Source organism: Psychrobacter sp. 5A.1 (assembly GCF_030407455.1).
In the GTDB taxonomy this organism is placed as follows: domain Bacteria; phylum Pseudomonadota; class Gammaproteobacteria; order Pseudomonadales; family Moraxellaceae; genus Psychrobacter.
Genome location: NZ_JASDDJ010000076.1, coordinates 1 through 14,237 on the forward strand (window position 1 = coordinate 1; position 14,237 = coordinate 14,237).

12 protein-coding genes and 1 pseudogene are annotated in these 14,237 nt (G+C 39.1%); 4 read left to right on the plus strand and 9 right to left on the minus strand.

The genetic code is table 11. The features are described from left to right. Positions 1–192: 192 nt before the first annotated feature. The 3 genes from QL982_RS12935 to QL982_RS12945 form a co-directional block, all read right to left on the minus strand. Positions 193–732 (minus strand): lecithin retinol acyltransferase family protein, encoded by a 540-nt coding sequence (locus tag QL982_RS12935; RefSeq protein WP_290165942.1) that lies wholly within the window; start codon positions 730–732, stop codon positions 193–195. 115 nt (positions 733–847) lie between these two features. Further along, complete coding sequence (locus tag QL982_RS12940; RefSeq protein ID WP_290190376.1) at positions 848–1,756, minus strand: DUF4238 domain-containing protein; 909 nt, start codon at positions 1,754–1,756, stop codon at positions 848–850. A 112-nt stretch (positions 1,757–1,868) separates the two neighbouring features. Then, positions 1,869–2,384, minus strand: a complete 516-nt coding sequence (locus QL982_RS12945; protein WP_290165039.1) for a hypothetical protein — start codon at positions 2,382–2,384, stop codon at positions 1,869–1,871. A 288-nt stretch (positions 2,385–2,672) separates the two neighbouring features. Between QL982_RS12945 and QL982_RS12950 the strand changes: the two genes are divergently transcribed. Both QL982_RS12950 and QL982_RS12955 read left to right on the plus strand, forming a co-directional pair. Further along, positions 2,673–4,775 (plus strand): MobA/MobL family protein, encoded by a 2,103-nt coding sequence (locus tag QL982_RS12950; RefSeq protein ID WP_290165042.1) that lies wholly within the window; start codon positions 2,673–2,675, stop codon positions 4,773–4,775. A 364-nt stretch (positions 4,776–5,139) separates the two neighbouring features. Next, positions 5,140–6,069: a replication initiation protein gene (locus QL982_RS12955; RefSeq protein WP_290165043.1), complete on the plus strand. Its 930-nt coding sequence runs from the start codon at positions 5,140–5,142 to the stop codon at positions 6,067–6,069. A gap of 24 nt (positions 6,070–6,093) precedes the next feature. Here the strand turns inward: QL982_RS12955 and QL982_RS12960 are convergent, their stop codons facing one another. Next, positions 6,094–6,600, minus strand: coding sequence for a plasmid replication DNA-binding protein (locus tag QL982_RS12960; protein ID WP_290165045.1), 507 nt, complete (start codon positions 6,598–6,600; stop codon positions 6,094–6,096). 288 nt (positions 6,601–6,888) lie between these two features. Between QL982_RS12960 and QL982_RS12965 the strand changes: the two genes are divergently transcribed. Continuing rightward, positions 6,889–7,965: a Fic family protein gene (locus QL982_RS12965; protein WP_290165047.1), complete on the plus strand. Its 1,077-nt coding sequence runs from the start codon at positions 6,889–6,891 to the stop codon at positions 7,963–7,965. Positions 7,966–8,135: 170 nt separating this feature from the next. Here the strand turns inward: QL982_RS12965 and QL982_RS12970 are convergent, their stop codons facing one another. The 4 genes from QL982_RS12970 to QL982_RS12985 all read right to left on the minus strand — a co-directional run bounded on the left by QL982_RS12970 (position 8,136) and on the right by QL982_RS12985 (position 12,898). Next, positions 8,136–8,681: a hypothetical protein gene (locus QL982_RS12970; protein WP_290165049.1), complete on the minus strand. Its 546-nt coding sequence runs from the start codon at positions 8,679–8,681 to the stop codon at positions 8,136–8,138. Between the two features lie 254 nt (positions 8,682–8,935). Beyond that, positions 8,936–10,006 (minus strand): alanine/ornithine racemase family PLP-dependent enzyme, encoded by a 1,071-nt coding sequence (locus QL982_RS12975; protein ID WP_290165051.1) that lies wholly within the window; start codon positions 10,004–10,006, stop codon positions 8,936–8,938. Positions 10,007–10,102: 96 nt separating this feature from the next. Then, entirely contained in the window at positions 10,103–11,527 is a 1,425-nt protein-coding gene (gene nhaC / locus QL982_RS12980) for a Na+/H+ antiporter NhaC (RefSeq protein ID WP_290165053.1), read from the minus strand. Between the two features lie 282 nt (positions 11,528–11,809). Continuing rightward, the gene (locus QL982_RS12985; protein ID WP_290165946.1) at positions 11,810–12,898 is read right to left on the minus strand and encodes an ornithine cyclodeaminase; all 1,089 of its coding nucleotides are present in this window, start codon (positions 12,896–12,898) and stop codon (positions 11,810–11,812) included. A 164-nt stretch (positions 12,899–13,062) separates the two neighbouring features. Here QL982_RS12985 and QL982_RS12990 point away from each other — a divergent pair, with 164 nt between their 5' ends. Then, complete coding sequence (locus QL982_RS12990; RefSeq protein WP_290165944.1) at positions 13,063–13,494, plus strand: Lrp/AsnC family transcriptional regulator; 432 nt, start codon at positions 13,063–13,065, stop codon at positions 13,492–13,494. A 90-nt stretch (positions 13,495–13,584) separates the two neighbouring features. Here QL982_RS12990 and QL982_RS12995 read toward each other — a convergent pair. Continuing rightward, a pseudogene (locus QL982_RS12995) lies at positions 13,585–14,237 on the minus strand (recombinase family protein); the annotation flags it as partial.

Below are 14,237 nucleotides of genomic sequence, written 5' to 3' on the forward strand. Positions count from 1 at the left end.
AGATACGCTCTAATAAACATAAACACCTAAAATAGTCTGTTATAAGTGGTTCCATTATACCAGTCTGTTTTAAGTAGTCTGTTAATAGGTTTAGAGTGTAAAACAGCTGGTTCCCTTGGGGTATACTCCTAGAGTCCGTAACAGATTGAATGGTCTTCAGTTACACCAAGTTTGGAAAAGCCTCTTCTAGTCTCAAACATCCACTATCCTCTTGGAGCATATAGATCTACTTTTTTCCATTCCTAACTCATTAAATGCTTTACCCATCAAACGTGGCAGATTCAACGAACCTTGAGCTGGAAACAACGTAGAACGACTACCAAATGCTTGTCCTGAAAAGGCGTCACCTACACGACACCATAGGGCAAAATGCTCACAGTTTGCTTTTGTCAAATCATAACCAACCATACCCAAGCACGATTTTGCTCTTCGGTAGGATTGTTCTAATGAGGTGCTATCTGCTATATCTGCAGAAAACGCCATAACATCAACATAGCTACCATTTAGTATAGAAGTACCTTTAACAAACTGACTTAATGGCTCTTTTCTTACCTTCTTCTCACTGAAGTGGATTACCTCTTTGTTCCCAGCATATATACCAAAATGGTCAAACTTAAGTACTTTTGCTGTTTTTAGTTCAACCCTAAGAACTGAGCCTCTGGATAACTTAGGATACTCAACCTCTTCACTTACCTCTTCCCATGTTTCAATAATACCGCTCCAAAAACCCATAGTAACTATCCTTTTATTTAAAATTAATAATATTAGCCCACAGCTTAGCGTTCAAGTCCTCACTAAGGAATCGCATCCCAAGACTGCGCTGAACATATATTTCGAGGCATAATTTTTATCCAAATCTAATAAATGATGACATACCTGGCATGTTATTTATCAATATACTCATTGGGTTGTCTATTTCCGCATATCTAAGATGTTTCTCACACCTAAAATCTTCATAAATATTTGGTTTGTGCGATTTATAAAAAACCTCTTTTTTAGAATAAATTTGTATTGTGTGATTGCAAGTTTCAATTTCACTATCTCTTAATACTAATGTTGAAAGCTTAATCTCTGGTCTATAAGAGGAGGGCTTTACCATAACCACACTGATACTCGGTGTTATTGGTACAACCATGTAAGGAAAGTTAGGCGCTTCTACATTCCCCACGATATTAGTGAAAAAACCATCACCGTATATGAACTCTTTGCTGTTGCTATATAGAACAGCAAACTTGACCTCACTGTTTTTAATTACTTTAACTATTTCTCTTTGTTTTCTTATCATGTTGAGCTTAATTTCTATTGCCTTGTTAGAACTTATTTCGCCGCCTATACTTTCTATCAAAGAAACATACCCCTCTCGGTTCTGAGGGCTGCGTACAGCCAATGAAACGACACACTCAGTTAGCATATCTAGGTCTTCTTTCGTACAGGTTTGTGGTATAAAACGATCTTCTAAGTGGTCATTAAATTTAGATGTATATACAAGATTTTCTAGCCATTTGATTACGTTAGGAAAATTACTATCAGCAATATCAAACTCATCTTCAAAGCTAGTATCAAACGGTGAGCTAGAGTCTTCACCTTGTTTTAGTTTGATATTATGCCCGTCTTTAATGAGCCCTGACTTTTTAGGAGGTCCTTTACTTAACCTTCCATTAGGTTGTATTCGATTAATAAGCCCATTTTCCTCTCTCCAATGCTTGGATACACATATAGGCCACCAATGATGGTTAGCTGCCTTAATTTTTGTCATCTAATTCGTACTCTTAATTTTTAATTTGATACTAACCTCATTATCTACTACCACACCATAGATCATACAGGGCTCTGTATCTGCTTCAAATTTTAGTAGTGCGGCTTTACTATCAACCACGCAAATCTGGATTATTTACACCAGTAGCATAACTATTATCATCTAGTAGTGAATCCTGTTCCCCATAATTAGCCATAGAGTCAGATTGCGTTTGGTGACTACTGCTAGGCTGATTGCTTTCAAGACCTGTATTTTGATCAAAATCCTCTTGATTATTTTCTTTTGCGTTGGCTACAAATGAACCCTCTTCCTCACCCAAGCCCATATCGCCACCCAAACTTTCAATCATACTTTTAAACAACTCTTTATCCGATTTTCTCGTTAAAAAATCTGGGAAATGAATCGCAAAATACTCTCGAATCATCTGCTCACTCTCACCATCAGTTGCCAATACCTGACCCAAAAACGCCCCCATTAAAATCTTCTGCTTGTTCAGGCGTTTCTCTAACTTTACTTGCTGCACCTTAGCTTGGCGTTTTAACTCTTCTAAACGTTGGCGCTCCTTTAGATCATTAGAGTCTTGACTTTCAAAGATAGATTTAGGCGATTTACTATTAGACACTGACATCAAATTTATCCTTACCAATTAATTTTATCTCAGCATAACAAGCACTTAACAATCATTCAATCACTTATGATATGCTTTAACACAATCACATCCATACCCTGAAAAATACTTTCCTAGCGTTTAATGGTTATGTCCCCCTGACTAAGGGCGAAGTAACGACTCAAAATTTAATCTATCCACTTCGTTACTATTCTTAATTTTGAATCCTTCTTCGTTGGGGTTTCCCCAAACCCCGCACACCACAAAAAGCGGTGGTGTGCAAAAAGCAAAAATAGCAGGTCACTTTTTATGACGATGGTACACATTGCAACAAAGGCTATTTCTCGAAAAGCAGGGCAGTCGGCTGTGGCGTCGGCGGCCTATCGTGCTGGGGATGTGCTTGATGATGCCAAATATGGCAAGACCCATGACTATAGTAAAAAGTCTGGGGTGATGAGTAGCGATATCGTTTTGCCGTTTTCATTAAAAGCGCTGGGTGTGAGTGTGGATAGAGAAACGCTTTGGAATACCGCTGAAGCGGCAGAGACACGTTCGGACAGTCGAGTGGCGCGTGAGTGGCTGATTAATTTGCCTCATGAGTTGTCTGAGGAAGAGCGCCATTCACTGGCCATAAACTTTGCCCAAAAGCTTTGTGACGATATGGATGTGATTGCTGATGTGTGTATCCATCGTCCGGTGATGAAGTTGCCTTTTGATCCTAATGTGCCGCCAAGCTCTAAGTATTTGCGTGAGGGTGAGGAAAACCCTGATCCCCGTAATTTTCACGCGCATATTTTAGTCACTACTCGAGCGCCTACCGTTGGACCAAATAAAACCTTGGCATTTGATCCAAAGCTTAAGACCCCGTTTGAGTGGTCTAATAAAAAACGTAAGGCGCATGATCTGCCGTCATCAATGCAGGAGATTAAGCGTATTCGGGAGATGTGGGTAGATACCGCCAATAAGGTATTGGCCGAATATCATCTACCGCTGATGGATGCGCGCAGTTACAAGGATCAGGGGCTTGATCAGCAGCCCACCATTAAAATGGGAGTAGAGGCGACGGCAATGGAGCGCCGAGGCATCACGACCGAAAAAGGTAATACCAACCGCGCCATCAAAGCACGTAATAACTTGGTGGCTGAGAACCATATCAAACAGGAGGCAGACAATGAGCGACGAATTAGCGCACTTAGAAAAGGACTTGCTTGGGCAACTGAGAAAAATGCAAGACTGCCTGGCAGCATTGGAGGCACAAAACAGCGAGCTGATTTTGCAAAACAACTCTCTGGAAGCTCAGAACCTCACATTACGTACTGCACAGAACAATCTAATAGAACAGCAGTTCGAGTTGACGACACAAAACGATGTATTGAAGACGCAAAATCAGGCATCGCTTGGGCAGCTAAACGATGCGAAAACCTACCAAAGCGATGTGATGACACAAAACAAGCAATTGAGGGAATCACTGAAGCTATCGGAAAGTCAAATATTGAAATTAACAAAGCAACTGAGCGAAGTGCAAGACCAGCCCCCAACCCCTTCGATGACGCAGCACGACGAGCAAGAGCTGCTCGACTTGATCGACAAGAAGGACGTATTGATCGAGACACTCGAGCAAACCGTTTTGAAGATGAGAGAATCTTTGAGTATGCTGAACGTATGAAGCTGCACCTAGCCATGCGCTTAATACAACGTCATCGTGAGGCGATGGCCATCAACTGGGCGCAAGGAGAAACCGCGGCTGACGCCCCTGATAAATTTGATCAGCGTCAAGTGGCACTACTTAGCGATTTTGCACAGCGCCATGGTATTGAGGACCACGATAAAGCCGTGGAATTTACCGCGCACTTACGCCAAGTGGCCAAACGTTTTGATCACACGCTGGTTGAAAACAACAAAGCCATTATCAAGCTGTTGCGTGATCCTAACGCTGAACGTGAGCAGTATCTAGCGCTTACCAAGCATTTTACAGATTTCAGAGACAATATCGATCAAAAACGAGCGGCATTTAATACCAGCATCATCGACAAGCTAGGCGGTAGCGCAGGAGAGGTTGGCAGAATGACTCGGGACATCATCTCATCGTCTAGCTACATAGAAGGGTTAAACCATTACATCAATAATGATAGTCATTCAGTTGAGGCAAGAGACGTTGCCAAAGAATATTTAGCAGATACCTTGGATAAAACCTGTCAGCAATTCAAACTTGCGTTGCGTGATGTTAACTCTTTACCACCAACCCAGCGTAAAACCTACTCAGAGGCGCTTAAAGCCACTTTAGAGACGTTTACTGAGCAATATGGCAAAGAGCTGTCTGAAAGCCAATACAAAGCGTTACAGGGTGGTTTAGAGTCTTACCAATATCAAGTTAATAAAGCGCATTCACCTAGCCGAGGATTTAGTCCTTAATCTAATCCTTAAAAAAACGATTACTGAGGGATAAGTTACTTAGGCAAGCTACGTGGTTTAAATGATGATTTTTCACTTATCCACAAAAAAATTTATCACCCGTTTCTTTAAGGGTTTTTATTTAATCCTGTTTAATCCTGTTTAATCCTGTTTAAGAGCCTTTTTTCTTCTTTATAATCAATAACTTGCGATGAGAATAAACACAAAATGAGTAGAATAAACACAAGATGAGTAGAATAAACACAAGATGAGTAGAATAAACACAAGTAAAAATTATTGATACTATTTATGGATTTATATGCTAAAGTGAATCTTAATTATTATTGAAGATAACAGTGCATTGAGCAAGGATTCGCAAAAAAATATGGAAAACAATCTAGTTGTACAATCCAATGAGCTTGTTCTAGCAGCTTATACCATGACTACTAAAGAGAAGCAGTTATTACTGACTTGTATTAGTCGTATTGATAGTAGACCTGATGCGCCAAATATTACTAAGCAAACCAAGTTTACGGTGACAGTTGATGAAGTAGCAAAAATATTCTATACCGATAGCACCAAGAAGAATGCTTTTAGAGATTTGGAGCAAGCTAGTAATCGGCTTTTTGATAGGGAGGTACTGATAGCACTAGAGGATAATAAAACGCTTCGTACTCGCTTTGTTAGTGGTGTTCTTTATGACCCCAATGCAGATCAGATAACAATAACATTTGCAGAGGATGTACTGCCTTATTTGACACAGCTAAAAGCTAACTTCACAAAATATAGACTGATGGAGGTGTCTGAGCTTTCAAGTATTCACTCGATGCGCCTATATGAATTAATTGTTTGTTGGGTAGGTCAGTACCAATATACTAAAGCTATGGATTTAGACGATTTTCGCTATGTAATGGGCATTAAAGGTAAGTATAAGCAATTCGGACAGCTTAGAGAGCGTGTGATTGAGACTGCTATAGATGAGGTAAATGATAGTACAAACTATAAAGTCACTGTTGAGTACCATAAAAAGAGTAGAGGCAAAGGTTACGAGGGGCTAACGCTCAAATTCCATCGGAAAACACTAGATAAACTAACCAGTGAGGATGGCACCCTGTCACAAGCTACCATACAGTCTATTGTTGATAACGTGCAGTTTATGAATGACTATAACAACCATCCAAGCCTAAGTTATGACGGCAAAATGCAGACTGAGGCATTTAAGCGCGAAATGGTTAATATCATACAGCGAGAGCCTGAAAGTTTTAACAAGCCCACTAAGGCTTTAGAGAGCTATTTACCAAAGATTAAACACTAATGTTTTTTCCAACATCCGTTATAGTCAAAAGAACCACCGTTTTTTCTTCTTAGCCGTCACGACGATTGAATCGTCTTTTTTTTCTTGCTCTTGTTCAAGTGGCGGCTCATAGCTCATTTCAGCTTGCTTAAATTCTAGCAGTCTCACTTGTGCGAAATCTTGGATACTGGCGTTGGCTTTATCCAGTGTTTTATTCAACTGTCCTATCTGCTGCTGATAATTTTCAATTAACTTTTTTTGATCGCTTACTTGCTGGCTGAGGTGTTCATTCTTGAGCTTTTCAAGCGCTAATAGGTGTTCAATGTCCGTATTGTACTGAACACTTTGACTGTTCAGAGGTGTACTTTGAACAGTGTCCACTGAACGTTCAGTACGTTTTTTAGAAATGGGCTCACCAAACACGCGCAACATTTCTGAAACGTCTATTTTCTTATCTGCCGTTCTAGAAAGCTCACCATCATTGACTTTCTGATAGATCGTCGTTCTTGATACACCCCATTCTTTTGCTGCTTTCGTCACCGATATGTTCATTGTTCACCTAGTGTTCAAGTACGTTTTTACAACCTGTACAGTACAACTGTCCAGAACGTTCAGTGAACAACTATGGCACTAACTTATCTATCAGGCAAATTATAATTTCTTGTCAGTCATTAGGCTCAAAAATTACTAAGGGTGTCATTGAGCGATGCTGAATAAGTCTAATAAATCAGAAAATTTATATATATCAGAAAAACATGTATAGAAAAGCTGTTTTTATATACGTATATATATAACATGTATAGAAAAGCTGAAATATTATACATATCCAAAGAGGTATCCATGAACGAGTATCAGATTATCCCGCTACCGCTACCTGACATGGAGGCGCTAGAAACCAGAGCGGTTCTTAAAAAACTGTCGTCAGCCAATCGATATTTAGCTGAACTCAAAGGGGTAGTCTCATCTATTCCCAATGAAGCGATCTTAATCAATACCTTGGCTCTACAAGAGGCGAAGCACAGCTCTGAGATAGAGAATATTGTCACTACCAATGATGAGCTGTTTAAAGCTGAGCTTGATATAGTCAATCAAAGCCTTGCGACTAAAGAGGTGCAGAACTATACGCAGGCGCTAAAATCAAGTTTCGATACGGTACGAAAAAGCGGCATTATTCGCTTAAGTGACATATTAGCGATTCAAGAAGAGTTAGAGAAAAACGTTGCAGGGTTTCGTAAGCTGCCCGGTACGACACTCAAAAATAGCCAAGGTGATATTGTCTATACGCCGCCCCAACACGGCGATGACATCAAAGCATTAATGGATAACCTAACTACTTTTATAAATAATGATGCGATCTGTGATCTGGACCCACTGGTAAAAATGGCGGTCATTCATCATCAGTTTGAGAGTATTCATCCGTTCTATGACGGTAATGGGCGCACAGGGAGGATTTTAAATATTCTCTATCTGGTGGCGCAAGGCTTACTAGACTTGCCCGTTTTATACCTTAGTCATTACCTGATTCGACATAAGGCTGATTATTATCACTATCTACAGCACGTTCGAGATACTGGCGACTGGGAAGGTTGGCTGTTATTCATGCTTGATAGTGTGGAAGAGACGTCTAAATCCACCATCATATTGATTAAAGATATTAAGGCATTGATACAGGCATATAAGCTCAAAATGCGCGAGGAGAAGCCCAAAATCTATCGCCAAGAACTGTTAAACAACCTATTTAATCACCCTTATACCAAAATAGAGTTTGTGATGACTGATTTAGAGGTATCGCGCATCACCGCGACTAAATACTTAGATGAGCTGACTGATATTGGGCTACTACAAAAAGAGAAAGTCGGGCGTAGCTCTTATTACATCAATGTCGAACTACTACAATTACTAATGAATCGAGCGTAGTATGACAAGGGTTATGCGCTCGCTTTAGTGAGCAACATTATTTTTGGAGGTACGAATATGTATGGCTTGATTACAGAAGCTGGGCGATTCTCTATACCTTTCCCACCTCATTTGTCATAAGACCCGCTGTGAGAACAAGGGCGGTTCACGAGCTATATCACGATATTCCTCTATGTAATTTCATAACCATTTTCAATTAATATTTTATAGATTTCTAGAACCTCATCTAGAATCTTTGTAGCCATAGTATCATCTTTCATCATTTGCCACGGTTTGCTAGAGCTTCTCCAATCAAAAGGCTCAAACTTACCCTTAGCTGGCCACCAGTTAGAACTCTTAAACTGCTTATTTTTAATATTCTGGTTTAGCAACCTGTTTATTCTGCTTTTATTTTCATTTGCAAACGCAGAATACCTGAATTTCCCTAGAAACCTTACACCCAGGCTTGGGTTATTATAATAATCTTGAAATTCAAAACAGATAAATCCAATATTTTCTACATTTCCAAAGCTGAATTTTTCATACTTATTATTCACTTTCATATTTCTTAGAATGATTTTTTTAGGATTATTTTTAGCACTGAGGTATAAATCTGACTTAAGCTTTTCGATGAAATATTTTTTCATCATTTCAACATTATTATGCAAGGCTAAACTAGCTTCTATATTTTGTTCATTTCGGCTCATAATCTCTAAAACTGTACTATCTTTAAGCATGTTCTCCTCCCCCGTAAACTGATTTTGAATACACTTAATTAATTACGAAATAAATGACTCATCAAAACCTCAGGATTGCATCACATATGTTAGGACGATTAGAACCAAGTAAGCACACTTACGATGGTAAGAATCGGTTGATTATTTTTTGTAAAATCATACTTCTATTTGAAATAGATGATTCTTGGGAATCAACTCTTAGATTTCTTTCTGTTTATAAGGCAGAACTAATCATATTCTAGACTATCAGTAACCTAGCAATTTTCTGTTTCAATATAAGGCGAGGTCATCGCTTGTAATAAGGCGGGGTAATTAATATTAAACCTCAATATATCTCCAACTTTGACTTGACTGCTCTGTACATCAAGGATCATGTGATCGCTACTTCCACCAAGAATCTGGATGTTTTCGTCGATAGGTATTAGACCTTCAATGGGAATATCTTGTCGACCGATAGCAGCAATAGCACGAGAATGCAGTCCAACATCTTTAAATATTGGTTTTTTGCCAAAAGCGTCAGCACCTATTTCTCCTTCTGGAATAGAATGTTTAGTTTTTACCTCAATTATTTCTGCTTCTATAGTAAATATATCACTATGCATTCCAGTGATACACGTTCCTAATGTAGTCTCTCTACCTAAAAATAGAGCTTCGCCAAGACGAAGTTGACTTATACCTTCTGGCATATCGCCCTTAAACATCAAAGAAAGTGTACTCGAGTTCCCACCAGAAATTACTGACAAATTATGACCCAACTCAACTAAGATACTATCTTTAATCTTGAGTAAACTCGTCATTTTTTCTTTAGTAGGTAATACGCCGCCATAGCAGGTTAGATTGGTACCAATGCCACACCAGTCAATATGATCTTGCTTAAGAATAAAGCGACCTATTTCAATTATATCTTTAGGCAATGCTCCTTCACGTAAATCTCCTAACTCAATCATAAGAATAACGCGATGTTTAATCCCCACCACTTTTGCTTCATCCTGCAACTTTTCTAGTGTCTTTATTTCGGAAATTAAACTTGTATCCGCGTACTGGATAACATCTTTTATTTCATGAAGACCAGGAAGACGCAAAAGCAATGTCCGACAATTTTTAGAAATTGACTTGATAGCTTTAAGGTTTTTTATTCTAGAGTCCGCTATCTCAGAAATACCTTCGTCAAGTAAAACCTTAATAATATCTGGATAGGCACAGATAGATTTAGATACTGGAACCCATGTAATAGGCCAGCTTTGCAAATCAAAAAACTTATTTAAAAATCGAATATTGTCACGTAGCTTAGCTTCATTCCATAATATTTTAGGAAAATTTTCCATATTTGACTAGCCTATTAATAATTAAAAGAACTCATTAGAAATGAGAAGACTGTGCACTTTCTTTGATAAAGCGCACAAGGAAATCCTAAGTCCTATTTAGCTAGTAGCTTTAATCATTTGACTTGGTGGAATATGCTGATCTGGTCTTAGTTTTGTAATTGAAAAGCCTGTGATGGCATATAGTATTGAGATAATTGGCACAGAATAATTAAGAACGGCATAAGGGGCAAACTCTAGAACACCTACTCCTAAAGTTGCTAAAATGAATACTCCACATGTGTTCCAAGGTATAAATACAGAAGTTAATGTGCCTCCATCTTCTAGGGCTCTTGAAAGGTTTCTTGAATCTAGGCCACGTTCACGGTATACACTAGAGAACATACGTGCTGGTACAACAACGGAAATGTATTGTTCGGAGCAAGTTGCATTGGTTATGAAACAAGAAGCAATAGTAGTTGGAATAAGTGTTTTTGCAGATTTAGTCATGCCTGACATCTTAGCTACAATAGATTTGAGCATACCCGTATTTTCAAGAACACCTCCAAAGGTCATAGCTACAATAGTCATCGAAACTGTATACATCATTGATTCGATACCACCGCGACTAAACAGAGAATCGATAAAAGAGTTGCCAGTATCAATTAAGTAGCCATTCTGAAGAGCGCTAATAGAGGAGGCAATAGTGCCTCCCTGTACAAAAATTTGGCAAAGAAAACCAAGTAATATTCCAAAGGTTAATGCTGGTATTGCCGGTATTTTACAGCCAACCATTACAATCACTATTAGAGGGACTAATAAGAGCCAAGGTGAAATTAAAAAGCTATCTTGGATTAATGTCATAGTGGTATTTATGTTTGATAGTTCAGCCTCAGTACTTACAAAGCTTAAGCCTAAGTACCAATAAACTCCTAGTGCAATTATTAGCCCTGGAATGGTGGTGTAAAGCATGTTTTTGATATGTACAAATAAATCTGTATTCGTGAGTCCAGCTGCAAGATTGGTTGTATCCGATAAAGGAGACATTTTGTCGCCAAAATAAGCGCCAGATATAACCGCACCAGCTACCATTCCAACCGGAATTCCCATACTAGCGCCTATGCCCATTCCAGCAATACCGATTGTCCCCATTGTTGACCAAGAACTTCCGATTGCTATAGAAACTACTGCGCACATGAGTGTTATGGATATTAAAAATAAATCAGGTCTCAATAAACTAAGGCCATAGTAAACCATGGTCGCTACTATACCGCCTCCCATCCAAGCACCAATAACTAATCCAACTAGTAGTATTATCACTACAGCGGGCAGTGCTAAACGTATACCGTCATAAAGGCTGTCTTCAATTTTTTTCCAGCTAAACCCATGTTTCCAAGCTACTAGTGACGCAATAATTGTGCCGAAAGCCAGTGGAATGTGTGGTGCTCCTTCGAAGACTACGATGGTGATCAGCATAGCGAATACCATCATTAAAATTGGCATGAGAGCCAAAAAAAACGGTATGTTTTTATCTTCGTTTATCATTAATATCATCCTTAATTTTTAGGTTTTGGGACTTAGCATCCAGCGAAGCACCTTACTGTCTTTTAATTTTCCTTTAAGAAAATTTAATTATCATTTCTAAAGATACGAATTTTTAATACGCGCAGATTATTTCACCAATAATTTATTATGTAAGGGCAACCGAGTTTAGTGTATTACCTGACCTACCATAAGAAAGTAATAAGCACCGTAAGATCAAAGATTATCTACGACGTTTATTACTTTTTTATAAACTCCATAAAAGGCTGTTTTTGTATCAAGTATTTATGACATGGCCACAGCCATCGCTTCATTCGTCACTAGGCTATGATCTTTTACTACCGAATATAGATTTTTAGGGTCAGCTTGCTGAGGTATTAAATCTAAAATCTCATACCCTCCCTGCTTTTTGATCAAGTCGCGTAAAAATACCAAAGCCGTAAAGTCTTCTGATGCAAAACCAACGCCATCAAACACAACTAGATCATCATCTGACGTTCGAGCTTGCTCTTCACCTTTAAGAATGCGATGAAACTCAATAACAGAGAAGTCGCTTGATAGATTTTGAATCTCTCCCTCAACGCGTGTCTGAGGTTCAAACTCTACAATCACACGATCTGCTCGCATTAATATATTGCTATCCAGCTCTGTCTTACCAGGACAGTCACCGCCTATCGCATTGATATAAACACCTTTTGTGATTATATCGTCTCGTAAAATGGTGGCATTGGTTTTATCAGCCGTACAGGTAGTAATAATCTCTGCACCTAAAACAGCTTCTTCTAACGTACGACAAACAAGGACTTTTAAACCTGAGTCTGAAAGGTTATCAGCTGTTTTCTGCGAGGCCGCTGGATCAACATCATACAAACGAACTTCAGAAATACTCATTATGGCTTTCATACCCAATGCTTGAAATTCAGACTGAGCACCGTTTCCTATTAATGCCAGTTTTGTAACGCCTTTTGGCGCACAATGTTTGGCCAACATAGCTGATGTGGCAGCCGTACGTAATGCCGTCAGGATACACATCTCTGTCAGCAAAATAGGATACCCAGTTTCAACGTCAGACAAGATACCCATTGCTGCTACGGTCTGTAAATTTCGTTTGGTATTAATCGGATGACCATTGACATACTTACAAGCAAACATCTCTCCATCGCTGACTGGCATCAACTCTATGACGCCATCTTTTGAATGCGAAGCAAAACGAGAAGATTTTTCAAATTGATCCCAACGAAGAAAATCTTGTTCTAAAGCATCTACTAGGTCTGTAATACATTGCTCAACGCCATAATCATGAATCATTTGAGCCATCGCTTGTACACTAACGAATGGAACGCCTTCCTTGGGCGATACGATAAAATTCGACATATTTTGCTCCTAGATAATTTTCGTAATTGATATGAGATATCTTAGCAAGACCAAGTGCTAGTTAAAATGCAAAAAACTTACTAAATTATTGGTATTATTTTGCATTTTGATAAGACATAATGTACATTATGATAATGTACAAGTCCTAATAGGTAAGAAGTCTAATGAGAAGATATGTTTACGATAGTTTAGATAATGAGCTTATCTCAGAGTTGAGAGGAGATGGTCGAGCAACTATTTCGCATCTTGCTGAAAGGCTAAAAGTATCTCGTGCAACGATACAAAATCGACTCAATCGACTGCTCTCTAGCGGCGCAATTCTTGGATTTACTGTTCGAGTAAATGAAACTTTAGATCAAAGAACTGTAAAAGCTCTCATGATGATTGAAATATCCGGACAATCCACATCTCAAGTCATCAGAAAACTACGTGGCATACCAGAACTAGTAAAGTTGCACACAACAAATGGTGCTTGGGATCTTGTTGCTGAAATCAACACTCCAACCTTGGGGGAGTTTGATGAAGTACTTCGTCAAGTGCGAGAAGTACAGGGTATTCTAAATAGTGAAACAAGCGTACTGCTTTCGAGTCTTTAATATAGCTAGACGTAAATTTGAACGGCGGCTTGAAAGTAAAATACGCGTAACTTATTCATATCGTCACTGCATCAGATTGGGAAAGGTTAATCACACAGTATGGAAAACAACTATTTTGGGCAGTAGCACACCCACTGATGTAATATGGCATATCCCAGCGGAACCATCAGCAATTAGATGCCGTGAGCACTTGGCCATTTTTTGAATATCAGAATAGCTATGGCCTGATTTAAGCAGACTGGCAATAATCTTACGCTTTTCCGTATCCTTTCTACGTCCTGAATACTTACCTTCTGCCTTAGCACGAGCAATACCTTGCATCTGGCGGTTACGGCGATCCTCATAGTCTTTTCTAGCAATGGCTGCGAGCATATCCAGCATCATTGAGTTAATGGCTTGCAATACACTGCTCATAAATTCAGTGCTGCTTTCAGATTGAAGCGCTATATATGAGGTAGGCAGCTCTTTTGATACGATAGATAACTTTTTTCTGATAGCATTTTTTTGAGCGTATCCCAATCAACTTGATTCAAACGCGCCAAACGATCAATCTGCTCAACTAAGATAACATCGCCCTTATGAGCATCTTCAATCAGCTGCATAAGCTTGGGTCGCACCAAGGTAGCTCCTGATTCATTTTCGACATAGAAGGCGGCAATTTTATGACCATGATCGTTGGCAAATGCTATGAGTTCGCTTTTGGCACGTTTGGCGTCCTGCTCTTTGGTAGACGCTCGTAGATA